Here is a 22,575-nt window from a genome sequence, read left to right as displayed (position 1 = left end):
TTTGAATTACGGGGATTTATTTATATTTTCCAATAAATCCGGTCATCGACTGAAACGCGTCTGGTCTTCTAATATATGAACACTTGACTGCTTTTGCCCGGTAAGACCTACCGGCTTCACCCTGTGGAACACCACTGGTGATTATAAATTCTGGCCCCGGCAGAGTGTCCACCGAGGCCCTTGCTTTCACAACGCTGCTTCGAACAGTGTTTTCAGATTTCTTTCAGTCAGCTCAACGGGATTCCCACCGCATGATGGGTCGATGATTGCGCCTTGGACCAGTTCAGGAATTGCGGCCTCGGTCACGCCCAGGTCAGACAGTTTGCGCGGAATGCCCAACTCGTCGTTGAAGTCTTGCACAAAGGCGCGGAAGCCGTCAAAGCCGCCCTGGATGCCCAGATAATCGGCTGCCATCTGGAACCGGTCGGCAATGGCAGGGGCGTTAAACTCCAGCACGCCAGGCATGCAGACCGCGTTGGTAGTGCCGTGATGGGTGTTGAACACCGCCCCGATGGGGTGGCTCATGGCGTGGATCGCGCCCAGACCTTTTTGGAAACCGGTGGCGCCCATCGAGGCTGCGCTCATCATATGTGCGCGGGCCTCGAGATCGGTGCCATCGGCATAGGCGCGCGGCAGATACTCTTTGACCAACCGCATGCCTTCCAGCGCGATGCCCTGGCTCATCGGATGGTAATGCGGGCTTGAGAATGCCTCGACACAGTGGGCAAAAGCATCCAGACCGGTGCCTGCGGTGATAAATTTGGGCATGCCCACGGTCAATTCTGGGTCGCAGATCACCACGCTCGGCAGAACCTTTGGGTGGAAGATGATCTTCTTGGCATGCGTCTCAGAGTTGGTGATGACGCTGGCGCGCCCAACCTCAGACCCTGTTCCGGCGGTGGTTGGCACCGCGATGATCGGGGCGATAACATCCGCATCGGCGCGGGTCCACCAGTCGCCGATGTCTTCAAAATCCCAGACCGGACGCGTCTGACCGGCCATGAAGGCCACCATCTTGCCCAGATCCAGCCCTGAGCCACCGCCGAACGCAATCACCCCGTCATGACCACCAGCGTTATAGGCGGCAACCCCGGCTTCAAGGTTTTTTTCATTCGGGTTCGGGTCAACGTCGCTGAACAGACCCCGGCCCAGACCGGCGGCCTCCATGATGTCCAACGTTGCCGTGGTGATCGGCAGGTCGGCCAGCCCTTTGTCGGTGACCAGCAAGGGCTTTTTCATCCCCGCTGTGGCACAAGCCTCGGGCAATTCTTTGATGCGCCCAGCACCGAATTTGATCGCGGTCGGGTAAGACCAGTTTCCAACAAGGCTCATGATGTCACCTTCTTCAGATGGTAGGATTTGGGGCGCGTCAGGTTGTGATAGCCGATGACCGAAAGGCCGCCGCCGCGCCCGGTGTTCTTGCAGCCGGTCCAGCACAGGCCGGGGTCCAAATAATCGGCCCGGTTCATGAACACGGTGCCGGTCTCGATCTGGTCGCCAACACGGGCCGCGCGATCCACGTCGCGGGTCCACAGGCTGGCGGTCAGGCCAAATTCGCTGTCGTTCATCAGCGCAATCGCTTCTTCGTCGGATGAGACCTTCAAAATGCCCACCACCGGACCAAAGCTTTCATCCCGCATCACTCGCATTTCATGGGTCACATTGGTCAGAATCTGCGGGGTGAGATAAGCACCACCGTCATCCTCAGCGAAGGTGTCGATATGGGCCACCGCGCCATCGGCGACCGCCTCGGCGATCTGCGCGCGCACCTCATCAGCAAAGCGCACATTGGCCATGGGGCCAATCGTCGTCTCGCTGTCCAGCGGATTGCCCAGCTTGTAACCCTTCACGACTTCCACCGCCTTGGCGACAAAGTCGTCATAGAGGGCTTCATGCACGTAAATCCGCTCGATCCCGCAGCAACACTGTCCGGCGTTGAACATCGCCCCGTCGATCAGCGTATCCACGGCGGCATCCAGATCGGCATCCTCCATGACATAGCCGGGGTCCTTGCCGCCCAGTTCGGTGCCCACACCGGTAAAAGTGCCCGCCGCCGCGCGCTCCATCGCCTGACCACCGCCGACCGAACCGGTGAAGTTCACAAAGTCGAACGCATTGCCCGCGATCAGGTCATTTGTCACGTCATGGCTGAGGAACACGTTCTGGAACACATCTGTCGGCACGCCAGCTGCATGGAAGGCCTGTGCCATCCGCTCACCCACCAACAGGGTCTGGGTGGCGTGTTTCAGGATCACCGTGTTGCCCGCGATCAGCGCCGGGGCCACCGTATTGATTGCCGTCATGTAAGGGTAGTTCCAGGGCGCCACCACAAACACGACCCCATGCGGGATGCGCTTGATATAGCGTTTGAAGGTCTCATCCTCGCCCACCGCGATATCCGCCAGCGACGCCTCGGCGATCCCGGCCATATGGCTGGCGCGCTCGTTAAAGCCACCAAACTCACCGCCATAGCGCACCGGGCGGCCCATCATATGAGCTAGCTCGGGAACGATCTCATCATTCATCGTACCAACAGCCGCCACGCCCGCCATCACACGATCGATACGCTCCTCCAACGGCCGCGCCGCCCAGTTCGCCTGCGCGGCACGTGCGCACTCAGCCGCTGCAAAGGCGGCGTCCCGCGACAGAACCTCGCGTTCCGCAAAAACCGATCCATCAATCGGTGAGACACATTTCAACATCTGCCCCATAACCACTCCATTTCGAAAGACGGCAGGATCCCCTGCTTCATCTGGCCAAAAATACCTCGGGAGTCTGGGGGCAGAGCCCCCAGCCTGGCCCAAGCTCACGCCCGCTCGAACCCGCGGGCAACTTCCCAATCGGTTACCACGCGCTCGAATTCCTCGATCTCGACCTCAGCCGCGCGGGTATAGTGATCAACCACCTCATCCCCCATCGCCGCGCGCAACATCTCTGACCCATGCAGCGCATCCCGCGCCGCGCGCAGGTTGCCGGGGATCATGCCGGTGTCGCCCTGATACACATCGCCTTGGGTGGGCGGCTGCAGCTCCAGCCCTTCCTCGATCCCTGAAATTCCGGCAGCCAGCATCCCCGCCATCGCCAGATACGGGTTCATGTCCGAGCCCGGAATGCGGCATTCGACCCGCACCGCCTTGGTGCCATCGCCACACAAACGGTATCCGGCCGTGCGATTGTCCACCGACCAAATGATCCGTGTGGGCGCAAAGGTGCCCTTCATGAAACGCTTGTAGCTGTTGATGTAGGGTGCCATGAAATAGGTGTAGTCCGGCGCGTATTTCAGCAGCCCCGCCATGTAGCTTTTCATCAGCGCCGACATGCCTAACGCATCCGACTTATCGAAAAATGCCGGCTGACCGTCCGCCCACAGCGACTGATGTACGTGGGACGAACTGCCCACCTTGTCATGATGCCATTTCGGCAGGAAGGTCGCCGCATGACCATGCTGCCAGGCGATCTCTTTCACCGCGTTCTTGGCGATCGAGTGGTACTCCGCCGTCTCCATTGCCGGCGCGTATTTGATGTTCAGTTCTTCCTGACCGGTCTCGGCCTCACCCTTCGAGTTCTCGACCGGGATGCCCGCATTCCACAGATGGTTGCGGATCGGCCGCATCACATGCTCTTCCTTGGTGGTCTGCAGGATGTGGTAATCCTCGTTATAGCCCGATATCGGTTCCAGATCGCGGAAACCTTCCTTGCGGATTTGGTCAAAGCTTTTCTCGAACAGGAAAAACTCCAGCTCGGTGGCGCACATCGCGTCATAGCCCATGGCCTTCAAACGATTGACCTGTTTCTTAAGGATCGAGCGTGGCGCATGTGGCACTTCTTCGTGGGTATGGTGATCCAGCACATCGCACATCACCATCACAGTGCCTTCCAGCCACGGAACAGGGCGCAGCGTGCTGAGGTCCGGCTTCATGACGTAATCGCCATAGCCCCGCTCCCAACTGGTCGAGGCATAGCCATCCGGTGTACCCATCTCCAAATCTGTCGCCAGCAAATAGTTGCAGCAATGCGTTTCTTCCCATGCACCCGCAACAAAGTGACCCGCATGAAAGCGTTTGCCCATCAAACGTCCCTGCATGTCAACAAAACATACCAAAACGGTGTCAACATCGCCCGCAGTCACACGCGCCTTCAGTTCGTCGAGGTTGAAAGTTCCGCTCACGATTTATCCTCCTTAATCGCGATGTCGTTCAGTGCCGGTAACAGCAGGGTCAATACCTCTTCTGCTGCGACAGCAATCTCTTCATCGGTACGCAGTAGGTCGTTGCGCACTTCCAGCATTACATTTGGCAAATTTCGGTTGAGCGCATGCAGGCGTAACGAATGGGTGACCCCATCGGTTGGACCATAAGGCTCATTTCGTTCGGTTCGGCGGTTCGGAATACGATCCACATAATTCAGCATCGCATCCACAAGCCGACTGTCTTCATCATGCAACAAACCCAGCTCAACCGCACGCGGTTGGCCGAAATAGACCGGGGTAAATGAATGCACAGTCACGATCACCGTATCAGCCCGGCGCTTGTTCAGAACCTCGGACACAACAGCGCAGAACGGATCGTAAACCGCAGCCGTACGCGCATCGCGCTGCGCTTGCGTCAGGCCTGTATTCCCCGGGACCATGATCTGTTCAGATTTCTCAGGCATTGCGCTTGCGGCTTCCGGGGGACGGTTGCAATCATATACCAAGCGCGAAACGGTCGAGGCCACCACCGGCGCATCCAATGCCTGCGAAAGCTGAAGCGCCAGGCTTCGTGCACCCGGGTCCCAGACTGCGTGGCTTAGCCGGTCAGCTTCGGACAGACCCAGATCACTGTATTCTGATGGAATCCGATGGCTCGCGTGTTCGCACAATAAGACCACTTTGCCCTGGCCTTCTTCGTTCAGTACCTCTACGGGCGCAATCATCCTTTCACCTCTGTATCTGAATCTTTTTGCGTCCGGGGCATTTCTTCGATCAGGCGTGTTTCCAGCAACTGACCATTCCGATAAAGGATCGGATAGGCCACCGCTGCGATGTGACTGTTGAATTCACGCAGCGCGCGCAACGTCTCAAGATGGATATCGCTGGTCTCAAAACTTTCCGTACTGCCATGCTGAAGCCGTTTGAGATGACGCTTGCGGCTGTCACGCTCGGCCCGTTTGATTTCGGTCTTTTCAAGGCTCAGTAGGCGGGCACTTTCCAAATCATCCGAGATCAGCACGTTCGAGGCCAGTTTGAGATTGGCTAAAATACCCTCGTGCATTTCGACCAATTCTGCCCAACCTTCTTTCGAGAATGATGCACCTTTTTTGCGCATGCTGGTTGCCAACACAGTCAAACGTTTGGCGACAACGTCGCCTGCGGTTTCAAGGCGAATGGCGTATTCCATCAAGTCGCGCGCCACTTTCGCATTCTGCTTTCCAAAATCCTCTGCCGGAATGGCCGCCACGAATTTTCGGACGCCAGACAGGCACTCGTTCACCTCGACATCAATGTCCCTGACGGCACGGATCTGTTCCTTGTCACCGCTGCGGTACAGTTCCAGCGATGGGCGGAACATCGATTCAACCAGATCGCTCATCCGCAGCAGTTCCCGCTTGAGGCTCGATAGGGCCTGGCTGGGGCTGCCGATATTGCGCATGTCCAACGCGCTGGCGGGACGACCCGGCTGCACCGCAGCCTCTGATGTTATCGGGACTGGCAACAGCCGCTCGAACGGGGCACTTAGGCGTCCACAGAATGGCAGCGCCAGAACCAGCAAAGAGGCATTAAAGGCCAGATGCGCGTTCACCAGCATTTGCCCGCCTTGCAGATCGCCCAGAACGCCCGCCCTCAGGGCTGTGGTGGCCGCGAAAAGGGTAATAACGGCCCAACTGCCACGTAGGGCTAGATTGGCAAAGGGGATGCGCCGGGCTGATAGATCCATCCCCCGCGTCAACCAAACCGGGATAAAGGCCGAGCCGAAGTTAGCCCCTAACACCAGCGACAACCCGGCGGCAAAAGGAATTGCGCCGATTTGCACAAGCGTCACGCACATCAAGATCGCCGCGACCGAGGAATGCATGACAAAGGCCAGCGCACCACCCACCAAAAACGCGGTGATATAGTCGCGGGCCAGATAGTCGGCGATGGCGGGCAGAAAAGCACTGTCGCGGATCGGGTCCATTGCCTCACGCAAAAAGCGCAATGAGATCAGGATGAATGCGATGCCCATCAGAATGCGGCCCAATTGCCGCGGTTTCTTGGACTCGGTTTTGACGAACAGATACCCGCCAATCGCCAACAGAAGCGGCACCAGCCAATCCAGCTTGAACGACAGAATCTGAATAATCAGCGCAGACCCCAGATCGCCACCCAGTACCATTGCAAGGCCCGCAGGAAATGCCAGCATTCCACCAGCGGCAAAGCCCGAGGTCAACAATGCCACCGCCGCCGAGCTTTGCAGCACAATAGCCATCGAAAGCCCCACCATCGACGCCTGCAAATAACTGCGCTGACCCGTCATAACGCGCTGGAACGAGGCCCCATAGCTGCGCTCAATCCCCGTGCGCACCATGCGCACGGCAAAAAGCAACAACATTGTCGCTCCGGCCAAGTTGATGAGAAAGCTTACAATCGCCATGAGCCTAACCGTTCACCATATCCAGCATTTCCGCATGCAGTTCAGGCGTTGCGGTCGAGATCACCCGACCATCCGAGTTCAGGTCGAGGGGCTTGCCATTCCAATCGGTCATCACCCCGCCTGCGGCCTCAACAACGGCCAGAACAGGCAAGTAGTCATAAGGCTGCAAGTCATAATCAATCACCGCATCCACATGCCCTGCCGCCAGCAGGGCATGCGGGTAGCAGTCATAGGCGAACCGGCGGGTCTGCCCGGATTGCATCAGTTTTGCGAATAAAGACGGGTGATCGCGATAGATCTTGTCGCCTTCGTTCACAAACAGGATGGATTGATCCAACCGCGTCTTTTTTGACGTTGCCATGGCATTGCCATTCAGAGTCGCGCCCTGACCGGAAACGCCTACAAACACCTCATTCAACGCAGGCATACCTATCACTCCGATATCCGGCTTGCCATTAACCAGATGCCCCAGCAAGAAGCCGAACAGCGGATGCCCCGAAAGGAACGATCTTGTGCCATCAATCGGGTCAATGATCCAAACTTCACGACAATTCTGCCCGTCAAACCCGTGCTCTTCGCCAAAGATACCATGATCCGGGAAATGCTGCTCTAGGTAAGTGCGCACCTGGGTTTCAACACCTTTATCGGCCTGTGTAACCGGGCTTTCATCCGACTTGAATTCAACACCCAACCTACCGCGAAAATACCCTCGTGCCGCAGTATTGGCTATGTCGGCAACCGCCATCGCATGCGTTACCAGATCAGCCATTTCGGTATTTTGTGAGCTTGTTGGATTCAACATCCATGTCCGTCCTGTCTAGTGATGGATTGCTGGGCTAGGGCAGCAATAATTGGGAAAGGTCATGCGGGCTCTAGCCGAATTACAATTAAGTTCGATCGCATTTCTTGAATTTGCTTCAACGTCCAACGTCTGCGCATAGCCGTGCCCCGTGGTGGCGCCCAGCTTCCTTTCGGGCGGTCGAGCTTCACCTTTAGAATCTCGGACATCTCCCGCTATTCCGACGCACTGATAGCCCTCGGCACACTGCATCACGCTGTGCAAGTCAACAATCCAATCCTGAAGTTCCAGGCTGTCATCTTCTTGTAACATCAGATTCCGGCTTTTTGACATCATTCTTCCCTATAGTTCCACAAAAACATACAATTTCAACCCAAATATCCTGAATTTATTTGTTTCATGTGGGTTTTTAAGGGATATTGCACTCACTCTTTTGGCGATCCGGCAAGACTTCGCATGATTATCGGCGTCGCTCTCGTTGGCAATACCTCTAGATAGTGATGGCGGTGGCAGACTGTCTGATGTCGCCAACGCGCCAGACGGCCGCCAATCTGCTCGACAATCCTTGGGTTACAGAGACAAAGCTGGCAGACACCTGAATGACCGCTCACACTCTGATCGCACCCCGCGCGCTTTGAAAAACTACAGGACAGACCCATGATCCAGAACAACCCAGCCCTCATCGATGCGATCCGCGACCGGTTTAACCATGTCGAAAGCTGCCCGTTTCAGGGCGAGCGTATTTTTTTCGAAAACGCAGGCGGTGCGCTGACATTGAAAACAGTCACCGAAACCTCGGCTTTTTATGCTGCGATCCCAGACAACCCCGGGCGCATCAACCCGGCGGGGCAGGGGACACAGAATGTGATCAACAAGGCCAAGGGTGACCTGGCGGTATTCATGAATGCCTCGGGCGGGCAGTTCTTTGCCGGTGAAAGCGGGACAGAGTTGCTGTTCCGGATGATCCGCACCGCCTGTCTGGCCGCCCCCAAGGGGTCCAAGGTGATCGGGTCGTCCATAGAACACCCTGCCACCCGCAGCGCTGCGCACCGCTGGGCTGAGATTGCGGGACTGGACTACGTAATTGTGCCGCATAATGACGAAACCGGGCTGGTCACACCCGAGGATTACACTGCGCTGATGACACCCGATGTGGCGGTGGCAACAATCCTGCATGCCTCACCGGTGACAGGTATGGGAATGGATGTGGCGGCGATTTCCTCCGCGATCCGCGCGGTTGCACCGGATTGCATGATCATCGTCGATGGCATTCAGCACGCCGCCCACGGGCAACTGGATCTGGATGCCTACAATGTTGATGGCTATGCGATCTCGCCCTACAAGGTGTTTTCGCGCCATGGCTATGGCATTGCCTGGATTTCTGAAAAGCTAACCAACACCCCGCATGACATGCTGATCGACGCGCCTGCGACGGGCTGGGAATTCGGCACTCGTGACACTGGGTCTTATGCGACCGTCTCGGACGTGGTGTCCTATTTCGACTGGCTGGGCGGAGAGGTGTCGGACGAGACCGACCCGCGCAAACGGATCGAGGCCGCTGGCCGTGCTATCCATGCCTATGAGACCCACCTGACCAACGCCGCCATTAATGGGACCGGAAATCTGCCTGGCCTGCGCGATATGGATCACGTCACCATTCTGGCCGGGGCTGACAATCCCGCGCGCGAAGGGTTGGTTTCAATCGTGGTCAAAGGGCATGCCTCGGAAGATGTGGTGGAGATATTGAGTCAGCAGGGCATCCGCACCCACACCCGTAAGGATGACCACTATTCCGGCAACGTCCTAAAGCCACTGGGCCTGTCGGATTGCATCCGCATCTCGTTCTGCCACTACAACACCGAACAGGAAATCGCTCGTCTACTGGGTGCCATAAAGGTGCTGGGTCAGGACAACTAGCGGAGGGTTCAGTCAACCCTGATCAACAAGACTTCGGTCGCTCCACAGATATCAGAAGCCCTGCATCAGCATGTCTATGGCAACCGTGATCCGGTCGGCTTCCTCATTCAGGTTGGCGGTCTGAGATTTGAGAATTCCCACCGGAACCGCGGCCATGAATTGGGTGACCATGACAACCTGCTCGCCATGGACATCGAACACTGGATTAAGCCGGGTCGCGGGCTTTGGGGCCTTGGCCAATGGTATCAACGGGGCGACCACCCGCGTATTCAGGTCCCCAAGCAGATCGGTTTGCACATCCAGAAGATAGCCATCACCCGATGGATTCGGAAAAACATCGTATTTGGGCATCAGAATTGCCGGAAGCTGTCCAGCGGCAGGCCGTGTTGCTCAACAAACGCGTTTGAGCTTTTGAGGGCTTCCGCGTTTTCTGCTTTCCACTGCTCGGCTTTGGCCTCGGCAACAGCTATACGAACACCTTCTTCGGCTGCGCGGGAAAGGTTGACCTTCAAAGCTTTGGCTTCGGACAGCAATGCGCTGTCCAGCGAAAGGTTGGTTGGTCTGCGTGATTGGGCGTTCATCAGATATGCCTCCCTTCACCCTAAGATAGGTCCATTATATATGCGCGTCAATTATGCGCATGATTAATGCTGACAACCTTTGGCGTCCGCTGCTGCCAATCCTATACAAAGATAGATTATTGCTACGCGTTGCCTAGGTGGCGAAAGGGCACAGCAGAATACACCGCTTTCTGCGATATCTGTGGTGGTATCTTCCCTTGATCTCGCACTAAAAAGGCCCGAAATACCAAGTTTTTTACAAGGGCAACATTATGCAGAGCGTTCTCATCACCGGGTCAGCCGGTTTTATTGGCTTTCATCTGAGCAAGCTTCTGCTGGCCCAAGGGTACCACGTAGTGGGGTTGGACTCTCTGAACGATTATTATGATGTGTCGTTGAAAAAGGCCCGCCACGACATGCTGGCGCGCGAACCCAATGGTAAGAATTTTTCGCCCGTCATTGGGAAGGTGGAAACCCCCGGCCTGATGATGGAGCTGTTCGGGGAACATGGTTTTGACTATGTCATTCACCTCGCTGCCCAAGCTGGGGTGCGCTATTCGATCGAGAATCCGCGCTCGTATCTGGAAAGCAATGTGATAGGGACTTTCGAAATTCTGGAAGCGGCGCGGGCGCATCCGCCCAAACATATGCTGTTGGCTTCGACTTCTTCGGCCTTTGGCGCCAATACCGAGATGCCCTACAAGGAAACCCAACGCGCCGATCATCAGATGTCGTTCTACGCGGCCACCAAGAAGTCGACCGAAAGCATGGCCCATTCCTATGCGCATCTGTTCGATTTGCCGATCACCATATTCCGGTTTTTCACCGTCTATGGTCCTTGGGGTCGCCCGGACATGGCGCTGTTCAAATTTACCAAAGCGATCCTCGAGGGCAATGCGATCGACGTCTATAATCACGGTGACATGAAACGCGACTTTACCTATGTTGAAGATCTGGTTGAGGCGATCCGCCTGCTGATGGACGCCGTCCCTGTGCGCCCCGCAGACGGCAATGTTCCAGAAGGGGACAGTTTGTCACCGGTCGCCCCCCATCGAGTGGTGAATATCGGCAACAATGATGCGGTACAGCTGACCGCGTTTATTGAAGCTATCGAAACGGCCACTGGCATCAAGGCGAATAAAAACATGATGCCAATGCAGCCCGGTGACGTGCCCGCAACTTGGGCCGATGCATCGCTGCTCAGGGAATTGACCGGTTATCAACCAAGGACTTCGATCGAAGATGGTGTGGCTGAGTTTGTTAAGTGGTACCGCGACTTTTATCGTCCCAACGCGGCTGGGACCGAAAGGTAAGATGGTTAGCCTTCAGGCCTAAAAGACTGGTGGCCGTCCTCTCAGTTTTGAGATTCGGCCTCTGAAGTTCTCAAGGGTAAAAACGCAAACCGTTCCAGTACCTGGAACGTAGTTCAAAACCTTTCCCACGGTGATTGTTCCACAGGGCGATTAGGTTGCGCATCTCTCAGTCCAACTGAACGGATGCCAATTTGAGCATCCAAAAAACACTTTAACCCGGTTGTCTTTTCGTCCGTTCCAACCTACTGACAACCTCACCTCGGGGTGCGTGGCCTGCCGCGCTGAGATGCTTTTGGCGAACCCGTAGAACCTGAACCGGCTAGAACCGGCGGAGGGAAAGGTAACGGTTTCATCCACCCTTGCCCTCTCGCCGCAATGGAGGATGACATGAAACATCTGATGATTGCTGCGGGACTTCTGAGCGCAACAGCGGCTGTCGCGGCCGACAAACCTCAGCTGACCGTTTACACCTATGACAGCTTTGTCTCGGACTGGGGTCCGGGCCCGAAAGTAGAAGAAGCTTTCGAAGCAGTATGCAACTGTGATCTGAACCTTGTGGGCGTCGAAGACGGCGCGGCGCTGTTGTCGCGTCTTCGGCTTGAGGGAGAAAACACGGACGCCGATGTGGTGCTTGGGCTGGACACCGGCCTGATCGCAGCAGCCAAGGAAACTGGCTTGTTTGCTCCCAATTCGGTCAGCGCCGATTATACCCTGCCGATTGAATGGTCAGATGACGTGTTCGCGCCTTATGACTGGGGCTATTTTGCTTTTGTCCATAACGCAGATGCGGCGGCACCTGCCAATTTCCGTGAACTGGCCGAGGGTGAAACCAAGATCATTATTCAAGACCCGCGCTCGTCCACTCCGGGTCTGGGGCTGCTGTTGTGGGTCAAAGCGTCTTATGGAGACGAAGCCCCCGAAATCTGGGCCGGGCTTGCCGACAATATCGTGACCGTGACCAAAGGTTGGTCCGAGGCGTATGGCCTGTTTCTTGAGGGTGAGGCGGACATGGTGCTCAGCTACACCACATCGCCTGCTTATCACTTGATCGCCGAGGATGACGCCAGCAAAGCAGCGGCCGCCTTTGATGAGGGCCACTATATGCAGGTTGAAGTTGCGGCGAAGCTGGCCGGTACCGATCAGCCCGAACTGGCGGATCAATTTCTGGAATTCATGGTCTCGGACACCTTCCAGCAGATCATCCCGACCACCAACTGGATGTATCCGGCAGTGACCCCTGTGGCTGGCCTGCCCGAAGGGTTTGATACGTTGATCACGCCTGAGAAATCCTTGCTGTATACCCCGGATGAAGCCGCCTCCGTGCGGGATCAGGCGCTTGCGGAATGGCTGGGCGCGCTCAGCCAGTAAGCCCTTGGCCGGGTGTTGGCGCAGCGGCACTGGTTGCTGCGCTGATATTGGGCACATTGGCCGCGGTAGCCCTGCGCGCTGATACAGCGGGTGGGTTGGGTCCGGCCGATTGGGCGGCGCTGCGCTTTACGCTGGTTCAGGCGGTGTTGTCTGCGTTGTTCAGTGCCGGGCTGGCTATTCCGGTCGCCCGGGCACTGGCGCGGCGTCGGTTTCGTGGACGGTCTGCCCTGATCGCCCTATTGGGCGCCCCCTTTATCCTGCCGGTCATCGTCGCGATCCTTGGGTTGTTGCAGGTTTTCGGACGTGCCGGCTGGATTTCAGATTTTTTAGGTCTGTTTGGTTTGCCGCCGCTGCGCATCTATGGGTTGCACGGGGTGGTTCTAGCCCATGTATTTTTCAACCTGCCACTTGCCACGCGGCTGATCCTGCAGGCGTGGCAGGAAATTCCGGCAGAAAGATTTCGGTTGGCCGCGCAATTGGGGTGCGACGGCTTTGCCATGTTCCGTCTGATCGAACTGCCAATGTTAAGGCGCATTCTGCCGGGTGTTCTGGCCGTGATCTTTGCGATTTGCCTGACTAGCTTTGCCGTCGCGTTGACTCTTGGCGGAGGGCCTCGCGCAACGACACTTGAACTCGCGATCTATCAATCCTTTACCTACGATTTCGACCTTGGCCGCGCGGCGTTGCTTTCTGCGGTGCAACTGGCCTTGACCGCTGCTGCCGCGCTAGCTGCTTTGAAGTTTTCGCGTGGTGACGGGTTCGGCGCTGGATTGGATCGCGCGATACAACGATGGGATGGCGGCGCGCCCGCAATTGATGCGTGCTGGATTGGGCTCGCGGCAGCGTTTCTGCTTCTTCCTTTGGCTGCCGTGGCGATCTCTGGCCTATCTGGGTTGCTCGAAATGCCTGCCTTGGTGTTCCGTGCGGCGGTGATATCGGTTCTGGTTGCCACTGCTAGTACGATTGTTTTGTTGATGCTTGCACTGCCGATGGCCATGGCCGTTGCAACCGGTCGTCACGGGATTGTTGAGCTTAGCGGTATTCTGGGGCTGGCGGCTTCACCGTTGGTGATTGGCACCGGGCTGTTCATTCTGATCCGCCCCATCGCTAATCCAGTAACACTGGCATTGCCGGTAACCACGCTGGTGAATGCCGTCATGGCCTTGCCCTTCGCGCTACGCATTCTGGTGCCGGCGGCCCGCGACGTGGTGGCGCGACACGGACGGCTTGCCCTGTCGCTGGACATGGACAAGAAAACATTCTTTGCCCGCGTCCTGTTGCCGCGCATGCGCCCACAGATCCGCTTTGCCACGGGTTTGTCAGCCGCGCTATCGATGGGAGATCTGGGAGTTATTGCCCTGTTCGCCGATCCACAGATCGCGACCTTGCCCTTGCAGATCTATCGGTTGATGGGGGCGTATCAGATGCAAGCAGCGGCCGGGGCAGCTCTGTTGCTGTTGTTGCTGTCGATGGGGGCATTCTGGCTATTGGATCGCGGAGGGCGGTTGCATGCTGAAACTTAAAGGCTGCGTAATCGAGAACGGAAATTTCTCGTTGCGTGCTGATTTTGCCGTCGAGACCGGTGCCAGTGTAGCCATTATTGGGCCGTCTGGTGCGGGAAAGTCGACACTGCTTGAGGCGATTGCCGGGTTTCGTGACCTTAAACAGGGAAAGATATTCTGGGACGGAGACCTTATATCAAACCGCGCCCCTGGCAAGCGCCCTTTGGCGATGCTGTTTCAGGATGGCAATCTATTCCCACATCTGACGGTCGAACAGAATATCGCTTTGGGCTTGCGCCCGAATGGGCGGTTGACCGTTGATGAGCAATCTCAGGTCCAAACCGCACTAGATCGGGTTGCCCTGCCGGGTCTGGGTGATCGCAAGCCAGCCGAACTGTCTGGAGGTCAGCAAAGCCGGGTCGCATTAGCCCGGGTTCTTGTGCAGCGCCGTCAGATGTTGCTGCTGGACGAACCGTTTGCGGCGCTGGGGCCGGCACTGAAGGCTGAAATGCTTGATCTTGTGGCTGGGTTGCTGGCGGAAACCGGAACGACCCTGCTTATGGTCAGCCACGACCCGCAGGACGCGCGCCGCATTACCGGCCAGACGGTTCTTGTGTCTAACGAGCAGGCACATCCTCCTGCGCCGACCCGGGACCTTTTGGACAATCCACCGCCCAGCCTGCGCGACTATTTGGGGTAGGGACATTGGATGGAAACCTGCGAAAGGAAACTCGCAGCCCGGCGCGTAGTTGAAAGGTTTCTGCACGCCGGACTGACAGGGAGGGACCTTATTTCCGGTTGTGGAAAATGAACCCGAGGAAGTTCAGCAGCAATTGCGCCGCAAGAATCTGAGTGCTTTCGGTCTGGTCATAGGCAGGGGCGACCTCAACCAGATCAATGCCAACCACATTACCGCGTTTACTGAGCCCCTGAACTATTTCCAGGACATCATAGTACTGGAACCCGCCATGGCTGGGTGTCCCTGTTCCGGGCGCAATCGACGGGCAGAACGCGTCGATATCTATGGTGACGTAATAACGCGCACCTTCGGGGATACGATCCAAAACGCCCTCGGTTCCCAGTTTACGCACCTGTCGTACGGACAGGATATCTGAACCCCGCGCCCGCGCGTCGTCATAACCTTCTTTCGCGGTTGAGGACACGTTGCGGATGCCCAGTTGGGTCATGCCCGAGACATAGTCTTTTTCGATTGCCCGACGCATCGGGTTGCCGTGACCATCGGTGACGCCTTTGCGTTCGTCGACAAAGTCCAGATGCGCATCGATCTGGATCACGTGGATAGGTCCGTTCTTTGCGCAATCTTCTTCAAAGGCGCGGATGCACGGAATGTTGATCGAGTGATCTCCACCGATAGTCACCGGCAGAGCGCCCGCATCCAGGATTTTCTTCACACCGTATTCGATGTTGGCGTGGCTTTCCTCAGTCTTGGTATGGATGATGTCGGCATCGCCCAGATCGACGATGCGCACATCGCTGGCCAGATAGGTTGCGTCATCCTCGTGGTCATAGGCACCGGCGTGGCCAAAGCTGAACAGGGTTGACGCTTCGCGCACAGCGCGCGGCCCAAACCGGGCACCGGATCGAAACTGACACCCGAAATCGAAAGGTGCACCAAGGACGGCGACATCAGCGTCGATCTTATCCCAATTCTCGACATAAGGTTTTTTGCCAAAAGTCGCGATGCCGACAAAAGGCAGGTTCAGACGACCAGATTCATAGCCATGACCCGACATGATTTCTCCGTTTCTTATGGATTATCGGTACGCCAATTCCGGCAGGAACAGCGCGATTTGAGGGAATGCCATCAGCAGCCCGGTGACAACCAAAAGGATGATCAGAAAGGGCGGCACGCCGCGGACCACCTCGACAAAGGGGCGGCGGAATACAGCGATGGCGGTGAACAGGTTGCAGCCAAAGGGGGGTGTGGCGGCGCCGATGGCGACTTGCAGTGTGATCAGAACGCCAACCAGTACCGGGTCTAACCCACTGGCCTTGATCATCGGCGCAAAGATCGGAACTAGGATCAGGATCACCACGATCGAGTCAACGAACATGCAGCCGAGGAAGAAGGCCACGTTGATCGCCAGCAACACCATAAGCGGGCTGGCTTGTTCCAGCCCCAGCGCTGCGATGATAGTCTGCGGCACTTGGGCAAAACTAAGTGTCCAGCTAAAGGCGGCTCCGGCGGCAATCAGGATAAACACGACGGAAGTGATGGCCCCTGTGGACAGGGCAATATCGAACAGGTCTCCGACCTTGATCGAGCGAAAGATCACAACCTCGAGGATCACAGCATAAAGCACGCAGATTGCCGCCGCTTCGGTGGGTGAGAACACGCCGCCATAGATGCCTCCGACGATGATCGCCGGAAATCCCATCGGCCACAGGGCTTTGCGCAACGCGGTAAAGCGCTGTCCCCACCCCTCGCGAGGCAGAACTGGGATATCGTGACGGTAAGCGTACACCATGCAATAGGCCGAGAATAACACTACGATCAGCAACCCGGGCAAGATGCCTGCGATGAAAAGCTGCGAAATCGACGTCCCCGAGACCACGCCATAGATGATCATGCCGATGGATGGCGGGATCAGATAGGCCAGATCAGCGGCATTTACGATCAACCCGATCGAAAAGCTGTCGCTATAGCCCGATTTCAACATACGCGGCCGCATCGCACCGCCAATGGCCACCACCGTCGCCTGGGTCGATCCGCACACCGCACCGAACAAGGCGCAGGCCGAAGTGACGGAAATTGCCAGGCCGCCTTTGATATGGCCCATGAAACTCATCACAAGATCGATAAGCCGGTTGGCGGAATGTCCTCGCGTGATGATATCAGCGGCCAAAATGAACATCGGCACCGCGATCAGCGCAGCCGGCTTCACACCCCCGATCATCTGCTGGATCAGGATTTGCATGTTCATTTCAGGGAAGTAGACGAGAAACCCCAGCACAGCCGCCGAAATCAAGGGCATTTTCATTGGAAAGCCTGCCAGCAGCAGGACGATCATTACAACCAGCATCAACTCGGTCATTTGTCCGCCTCCGCAGTATCTTGGAATTTCTTGATGGCCGACGCAGTTTCCGGATCTTCATAGCTGTCAATTTCGAGGTACGAGATATAGACGTCCTCGTCAGCGAAGTTCAGGTTACGGATCGCAGTCAGCAGGTATTGGAACGAGGCCAGTGCCAATCCGATCACCACCCAGACATAGGTCAGGTACAGCGGCAGCTGCAGCGCCGGGGTGATCCGCCCGCGTGAGGCGACTTTCTGCACATATTCAAACGCGTACCAGGCCAGCACACCCATCACGATGGCTGTGGTGGTGGCGATCACAACCATCAGGCCTTTGCGTAGTTTGACTGGCAGGGCGTCATAGATGGCTGACATTCGGATGTGGATGCCCTTGCGAGTGGCGTAGCCCAGTCCCATGAAGGTGACGATCACAATTAGAAACTCGTTCAGCTCTTCCGAAAAATAGATGGATTGGTTGAACACATATCGCCCAAAGACATTGGCGATGGTGTTCACGGCCATCAGGGTGATCCCCCAGCCCAGGATCCAGATTTCGATCCGTCCGATGACGGCGTCGATCTTTCCCAACAAGCCGAAGGGAGTGGCAGTATTGCTTTGCATGGTTTCCCCCCTTTGAAAGCCCCCACGCGCAAGGCGCGTGAGGTAGTTTTGAGTGAGTGAGTGGGTGGGGAGGGATCAGTTGCCCGACAGTTCCGCCTGCAGCGCGTCCAGCAGTTCCTGACCACGGTCGCCTACCGTGTCGACATAGGCGGCAGAGGTGCCCGTGCTACGCTCACGGAAGGCGTCACGCTCGTCCTCGGTCAGAACGACCAGGCCAATGTCAGGTTTGGCTTCTTTGATGATATCCAGACGTTTTTGGTTAAAATCAGTGACGACGCCATCAATGAACCCTGTCATGTCGGCCATGGTGTCGCGCACAAGTTGCTGGCGGTCGGGGTTGAGGGTTTCAAACCAGTCCGAACCGGCAACGACGGTGGTGACAAGCTCTTGCTCACCGGCCCAGATCAGGTGGCTGGTGACCTCATAGAACTTCATCTCTTCGATGGTCGGGATCGGATTGACCTGACCGTCAACTGCGCCCAGTTGCAGCGCGCCGAAAACTTCGCCAAACGGCAGCGGTGTCGGGCTGGCGCCCATGTTTTTATAGGTCTCCAGCAGGATCGGCGACACCATTACCCGCATCTTGAAGTTGTCAAAGTCTTCGGGCGTGCGGATTTCGCGGTTGGTGGTCCAGACCTGCGGCCCTTCGGAATACATGGTCATAACTTCCAGACCACGCTGGCGGAAGTCATCGTTCAGCGGACCGTAGATGGTTTCCGAGCTGCTGAGGATGTTCGAAATCGCGGCCGGATCGGATGGCAGCAAGTAGGGGAGCAGGAAAACCTGGCTTTCTGGCACCACGGTGCCAAGATTGCCAATCGATACGTTGGTGAACTGGATGACACCGTCGGCGGCCTGTTCAACCGTTTCGGTCGGTGTGCCCAGCGTGCCCATCGGATAGACGGTCACGGTCACTTCACCATCGGTGGCGGCTTCGATGCGTGATTTGAACTCCTGCGCGTAGGCATCCATGATCGAGCCCGGAATCTCTTCGATTGCGAACTTCCAATCCTCGGCCAAGGCGGCGAGAGGGGTCAGACCCAGCAATGCTGCTGCGGCAGTTATCTTGAGGGGACGAGAGGTCAAGGTCATGTTGGTTTCTTCCCTGTTGCCTTATTGGGTTTAGTCTTCAGGGATCAGGACAGCATAGAAAATTACACAAAAAAATATCATCTTGTTTATGTTCACATGAGGTATTTTTATGTAAATAACACCACGACTCCCGAAAGGCGGATAAGCGTTGAAACTGCTTAGAAATACTCTGCTTGAAACCTTCGTGACCGTGGTCGAATGCGGTGGATTTACGGATGCGCAATACGCATTGGGCATTACGCAATCGGCGATCAGCATCCGAATCCGAGATCTGGAAACCGCGCTTGGTTATCGGATTTGCGAACGCGGCCGCGGCGGGTTTCGCCTGACGGAACGGGGCGAAATCGCCTATCGCAAAGCCGGAGACATTTTGCGCAGTGCCCGTGATTTCGACGCTGAATTGCTGGAATTGCGTGGGACCACTACTGGAGATCTGCGGATTGGTACCATTGATGCGGTCAATACATTGGCAGAGCTTAATCTGGCACAGGTCCTTAAGCGGTTTCTCGACCGCCCCAACGAAGTGCAGTTAGAGGTGGTCGTCGCATCACCAACTGAGTTAACACAGAAGCTGATTACCGGTGATTTGCATGTTGCAATCGCCCCTTTCCGCAATCAGGTCCCAGAGCTGACATACACCGAACTGTGCCAGGAAGAGCATCGTTTGTACTGTGGGCAGGATCATCCCTTGTTTGACTTACCCGACGATCAGATTGATCTGGATGTAATCTCACAGCACCAAATTTGTCAGCGCTCCTACAACATTCTGGTGTCACCGGTGCTTCAGACTGCGCAGCCAAAAGCCACCGTGGCAAATATGGAAGCAATGGCGATGATGATTGAAACCGGTCACTTTTTGGGTCCGCTACCGGTTCACTTTATCAAAAACTGGGCCCACCGCGATCGACTCAGAGAGCTTGCGCCGGACAAGCTGAACTGGAACTCAACCTTTTACCTCGCAACACGGCCATCACTGGCCCAAAGGAGGGCGGTTGAAATTCTGGTGCAAGACATCGTTAAATCCTGCAAGCGTGGTCAAGGGTCATAGCGCTTAGGCATCGTCATCCACAAAGTAGATTTCGGCGAACGCTTTGGCGACGGCTTCAGTCGTCTCTTCTCGGCGGCGTTCGATGTGTTTTCGAATGGTATCGACTGCGATGCCTTCATCGCGGTCTGCAATATTTTGCATGATCATCAGGTGGCTGGGAATTTGGCTATTCGTCGTTTCAGCCCCACCATTCAAATACGCATTCTTTAGATCGATCAGGCGAACGAACCGGATGCGCGCATTGAGGTTCTCAAGAATACGCACAAGTTCCTGATTTTTGGACCCCTTGGCAATGTCCACATGGAATTGCTCATCCAACTCCAACAACCGTCGGGGGTCTTCGCACTGGTCATATTCCCTCAAAACCCCACGCAATGTTTCCACCAATGCGGCCAGCTGACTATCCGAGGATTTGCGAATAGCCAGCCTCACAGCTTCCGTCTCAACCGCGATCCGGGCCTCATACAAGGAAAGAATCTGAGAGGGGCTAAGCGGACGGCAGAAAAATCCCCGCCTGGCCTGAAAGGTCAGGAACCCTTCGGCCACCAGCCGGTTCAGCGCTTCGCGTACAGGTGTCCGGCTGGTGCCAAAGCTTTTGGCCAGGGCAACCTCATTGATCTGGGATTCTGGTTTGAACTCAAAGTTCTCGGCCATCCTGCGCACAAGATCATAGACGCGACCAACACGATCTTCGGTTTTTGTCATCCGGTTTCCTCAAGTCAAAGATCAAGCTTGGGACTAACAGGTTTTTGCCGGGGTTTGAACTGAGTATTGACTGGTCGGCAATACTGTATAATCAATTGTCGACAATTAGAATAAGCGACTCACGAAACGGAGGTTCATGTGTTGAAACCGGCAGAATCCATGCGGATGAACGGCGCGCAGGTCATCATGAAGATGCTGGAGCTTCATGGTGTACGCCATGTGTTTGGCCTGCCCGGTGAAACGACAATCGGCTGGTACAAGGAATGGCGCGAACACAGCGATATCGAGTTTGTTCTGACACGGGACGAACGTACTGCTTCTTATGCGGCCGAAGCTTATGCCAAGATCACGGGTCGACCTTGTGTTCTTGAGGCCCCAAGCCCCGGCATCACTCACTGCACACCTGGTATCACCGAGGCGTTCCTCAGCTCGGTTCCAGTGATATTCTTCAGCTCGGACATCCCGATTAATCAGGACAAGAAACATGGGCTGACGGGTATTGATCAAACCAGGCTTTACGACAGTATCTGCAAGGAAAGCTTTGTTCTGACCAACGTCAAGGACATCCCTTTCCTGCTTCGCCGCGCCTTCCGTGTGGCAACGTCGGGGCGTCCTGCGCCCGTTCATATCCGGGTGCCGATCAACATTTACGGCGAAGAGGCTGAGATCAATGACCTTTACGCCGAGCCCGAGTACAGCCATTACCCGGCGCATCGCCCGGTCGCGGATCACAGCAAAATCCGCGCGGCCATTGATATTCTGATCAAAGCGAAAAATCCGGCCATTGTCTGCGGTCAGGGGGGGCTGATCTCCAAAGCGTCACACGTGATTCTAGAGCTGGCTGAGCTGCTGCAAATCCCGGTCGGCACCACCACACCGGGCAAGGGCACCATTCCCGAAGACCATCCGCTGGCCCTGCGTGTGATTGGTGGCCGGGGTGGTATGGAATATTCCAATCAATACGTCCACGACGCCGACACGATCTTTTTCATCGGCTCAAACACCGACAGCGCCGCTACCGATCATTGGAAACTGTATGGCGATCCAAACACAAAGACGTTCCTGCATTTGGACATAGCCGAAGCCCATATCGGGAACAATTTTCCGGTGCAGGTCGGCTTGGTAGGCGATGCGCGCGCCAGCCTTGAATATATGGTTGAACTCATCCGGTCCGAATACCCCGACCTGGATCGGCCCAAGGTCGATCTGAACCCGTTCAAGAAAACCGCGCTCGACAAGGTCTTCAACTCCAACATCCCCATGCCCGAAGGCACCTTGTCACCTGTTCGGCTATCGCAGGTGCTGGACAAGATCATGCCCGATGATGCCGTGGTCACCTCAGAGCCGGGCGTCAGCGCGATTTACCCTTCGGCGCTGCTGACCTTCCGCAAACCCGGGCGGCGGTACATTACCAATTATTCGATGGGGGCTTTGGGATACTCGGTGCCGGCCTGTATAGGGGCCGCCTATGCCAATGACGGACCAGTGATTTCATTCACCGGAGATGGGTCCTTTGGGTTTGTGATCGGAGATATGGAAACGCTCAAACGATCAGGCAGGAACGTGACTGTGATCCTGACACGCAACGATACATTTGGCTGGATTCGAGGTGAAGCGATCCTTCTTGACGATGTCGACGAACCTTGGAGCACCGATTTCGGTGCAGTCGACTATGTCAAAGTGGCAGAAGGCTTCGGATTCAAAACGGCTCGCATCACCTCAGAGGCTGATATCGAGCCGATCCTGTCGGATGCCATAGCCAACCCAGGGGCAAATTTCATCGAGATCATGGTGCCATCGCAAGACAAAATCATTCCGTTTGTTCCTAACTGGGTTCGTGCTGCCCGTAAAAAGAACCTTCCGTATTTCTATTGAGGCTGGGCTATTGCATCTCTTTTGGCCGTTCCGTTCGGTGTGTTTTGGTTGTGTTAGTTGTGTTTTGTTTATGGTGTTGCTGATTGAGATGACTGAGTGAGGTTGGGCTGATGAGCATGAACCCTTT

20 protein-coding genes and 1 riboswitch are annotated in these 22,575 nt (G+C 56.2%); of the genes, 7 read left to right on the top strand and 13 right to left on the bottom strand.

Going from position 1 to position 22,575, the window contains the following annotated elements:
* Positions 1-186: 186 nt before the first annotated feature.
* From ACR0DL_RS17360 to ACR0DL_RS17335, 6 genes are all read right to left on the bottom strand, one after another.
* Positions 187-1,332, bottom strand: coding sequence for an iron-containing alcohol dehydrogenase (locus ACR0DL_RS17360; RefSeq protein ID WP_170413203.1), 1,146 nt, complete (start codon positions 1,330-1,332; stop codon positions 187-189).
* Positions 1,329-2,711 (bottom strand): aldehyde dehydrogenase family protein, encoded by a 1,383-nt coding sequence (locus ACR0DL_RS17355; protein WP_480690455.1) that lies wholly within the window; start codon positions 2,709-2,711, stop codon positions 1,329-1,331. The genes ACR0DL_RS17360 and ACR0DL_RS17355 overlap by 4 nt, the downstream gene beginning before the upstream one ends.
* Positions 2,712-2,806: 95 nt before the next feature.
* A complete protein-coding gene (locus ACR0DL_RS17350) occupies positions 2,807-4,084 on the bottom strand; it encodes a glutamine synthetase family protein (protein WP_480690602.1) in 1,278 nt (425 codons plus the stop codon).
* An 80-nt stretch (positions 4,085-4,164) separates the two neighbouring features.
* On the bottom strand, positions 4,165-4,914 hold the full coding sequence (locus ACR0DL_RS17345) for an N-formylglutamate amidohydrolase (protein ID WP_480690453.1): 750 nt from the start codon (positions 4,912-4,914) through the stop codon (positions 4,165-4,167).
* On the bottom strand, positions 4,911-6,611 hold the full coding sequence (locus ACR0DL_RS17340) for a Na/Pi cotransporter family protein (protein ID WP_480690451.1): 1,701 nt from the start codon (positions 6,609-6,611) through the stop codon (positions 4,911-4,913). The genes ACR0DL_RS17345 and ACR0DL_RS17340 overlap by 4 nt, the downstream gene beginning before the upstream one ends.
* 4 nt (positions 6,612-6,615) lie before the next feature.
* A complete protein-coding gene (locus ACR0DL_RS17335) occupies positions 6,616-7,380 on the bottom strand; it encodes an inositol monophosphatase family protein (protein WP_480690449.1) in 765 nt (254 codons plus the stop codon).
* A 687-nt stretch (positions 7,381-8,067) separates the two neighbouring features.
* On the opposite strand from ACR0DL_RS17335, the gene ACR0DL_RS17330 reads away from it, so the two are divergent.
* Positions 8,068-9,327, top strand: coding sequence for an aminotransferase class V-fold PLP-dependent enzyme (locus ACR0DL_RS17330; protein ID WP_480690448.1), 1,260 nt, complete (start codon positions 8,068-8,070; stop codon positions 9,325-9,327).
* 51 nt (positions 9,328-9,378) lie between these two features.
* Here the strand turns inward: ACR0DL_RS17330 and ACR0DL_RS17325 are convergent, their stop codons facing one another.
* Together ACR0DL_RS17325 and ACR0DL_RS17320 are read right to left on the bottom strand one after the other, a co-directional pair.
* Complete coding sequence (locus ACR0DL_RS17325; RefSeq protein WP_480690447.1) at positions 9,379-9,678, bottom strand: CcdB family protein; 300 nt, start codon at positions 9,676-9,678, stop codon at positions 9,379-9,381.
* Complete coding sequence (locus tag ACR0DL_RS17320) at positions 9,678-9,908, bottom strand: type II toxin-antitoxin system CcdA family antitoxin (RefSeq protein ID WP_170395219.1); 231 nt, start codon at positions 9,906-9,908, stop codon at positions 9,678-9,680. Before ACR0DL_RS17320 ends, ACR0DL_RS17325 begins: the two co-directional genes overlap by 1 nt.
* A 251-nt stretch (positions 9,909-10,159) precedes the next feature.
* Here ACR0DL_RS17320 and ACR0DL_RS17315 point away from each other — a divergent pair, with 251 nt between their 5' ends.
* The 4 genes from ACR0DL_RS17315 (at position 10,160) to ACR0DL_RS17300 (ending at position 14,770) form a co-directional block, all read left to right on the top strand.
* Entirely contained in the window at positions 10,160-11,200 is a 1,041-nt protein-coding gene (locus ACR0DL_RS17315; RefSeq protein ID WP_480690446.1) for a GDP-mannose 4,6-dehydratase, read from the top strand.
* A gap of 250 nt (positions 11,201-11,450) precedes the next feature.
* A riboswitch (TPP riboswitch) is annotated at positions 11,451-11,555 on the top strand.
* Positions 11,556-11,587: 32 nt separating this feature from the next.
* Entirely contained in the window at positions 11,588-12,568 is a 981-nt protein-coding gene (thiB, locus tag ACR0DL_RS17310) for a thiamine ABC transporter substrate binding subunit (protein ID WP_480690444.1), read from the top strand.
* Positions 12,544-14,091, top strand: a complete 1,548-nt coding sequence (locus ACR0DL_RS17305; protein ID WP_170413181.1) for an ABC transporter permease family protein — start codon at positions 12,544-12,546, stop codon at positions 14,089-14,091. The genes thiB and ACR0DL_RS17305 overlap by 25 nt, the downstream gene beginning before the upstream one ends.
* Entirely contained in the window at positions 14,078-14,770 is a 693-nt protein-coding gene (locus ACR0DL_RS17300; protein WP_480690442.1) for a thiamine ABC transporter ATP-binding protein, read from the top strand. The genes ACR0DL_RS17305 and ACR0DL_RS17300 overlap by 14 nt, the downstream gene beginning before the upstream one ends.
* Before the next feature lie 88 nt (positions 14,771-14,858).
* On the opposite strand, the gene speB is transcribed toward ACR0DL_RS17300, so the two are convergent.
* The 4 genes from speB to ACR0DL_RS17280 form a co-directional block, all read right to left on the bottom strand.
* Positions 14,859-15,824: an agmatinase gene (gene speB / locus ACR0DL_RS17295; RefSeq protein ID WP_480648434.1), complete on the bottom strand. Its 966-nt coding sequence runs from the start codon at positions 15,822-15,824 to the stop codon at positions 14,859-14,861.
* Positions 15,825-15,845: 21 nt separating this feature from the next.
* Positions 15,846-17,126: a TRAP transporter large permease gene (locus tag ACR0DL_RS17290; protein ID WP_170351145.1), complete on the bottom strand. Its 1,281-nt coding sequence runs from the start codon at positions 17,124-17,126 to the stop codon at positions 15,846-15,848.
* A complete protein-coding gene (locus ACR0DL_RS17285; protein WP_480690440.1) occupies positions 17,123-17,728 on the bottom strand; it encodes a TRAP transporter small permease in 606 nt (201 codons plus the stop codon). Before ACR0DL_RS17285 ends, ACR0DL_RS17290 begins: the two co-directional genes overlap by 4 nt.
* Positions 17,729-17,803: 75 nt before the next feature.
* Entirely contained in the window at positions 17,804-18,820 is a 1,017-nt protein-coding gene (locus ACR0DL_RS17280; protein ID WP_480690438.1) for a TRAP transporter substrate-binding protein, read from the bottom strand.
* A gap of 148 nt (positions 18,821-18,968) precedes the next feature.
* Between ACR0DL_RS17280 and ACR0DL_RS17275 the strand changes: the two genes are divergently transcribed.
* Positions 18,969-19,868: a LysR family transcriptional regulator gene (locus ACR0DL_RS17275; protein ID WP_480690436.1), complete on the top strand. Its 900-nt coding sequence runs from the start codon at positions 18,969-18,971 to the stop codon at positions 19,866-19,868.
* A 3-nt stretch (positions 19,869-19,871) separates the two neighbouring features.
* Here ACR0DL_RS17275 and ACR0DL_RS17270 read toward each other — a convergent pair whose 3' ends face one another.
* Positions 19,872-20,573, bottom strand: coding sequence for a GntR family transcriptional regulator (locus ACR0DL_RS17270; protein ID WP_170351141.1), 702 nt, complete (start codon positions 20,571-20,573; stop codon positions 19,872-19,874).
* 138 nt (positions 20,574-20,711) lie between these two features.
* On the opposite strand from ACR0DL_RS17270, the gene ACR0DL_RS17265 reads away from it, so the two are divergent.
* Positions 20,712-22,448, top strand: coding sequence for a thiamine pyrophosphate-binding protein (locus ACR0DL_RS17265; RefSeq protein ID WP_480690434.1), 1,737 nt, complete (start codon positions 20,712-20,714; stop codon positions 22,446-22,448).
* The last annotated feature ends 127 nt before the right edge of the window (positions 22,449-22,575 follow it).

This window comes from Ruegeria sp. BB5 (assembly GCF_056539405.1).
The sequence above is the reverse complement of the archived record's forward strand: the minus strand, read 5'-3'. Positions and strand labels throughout refer to the sequence as shown.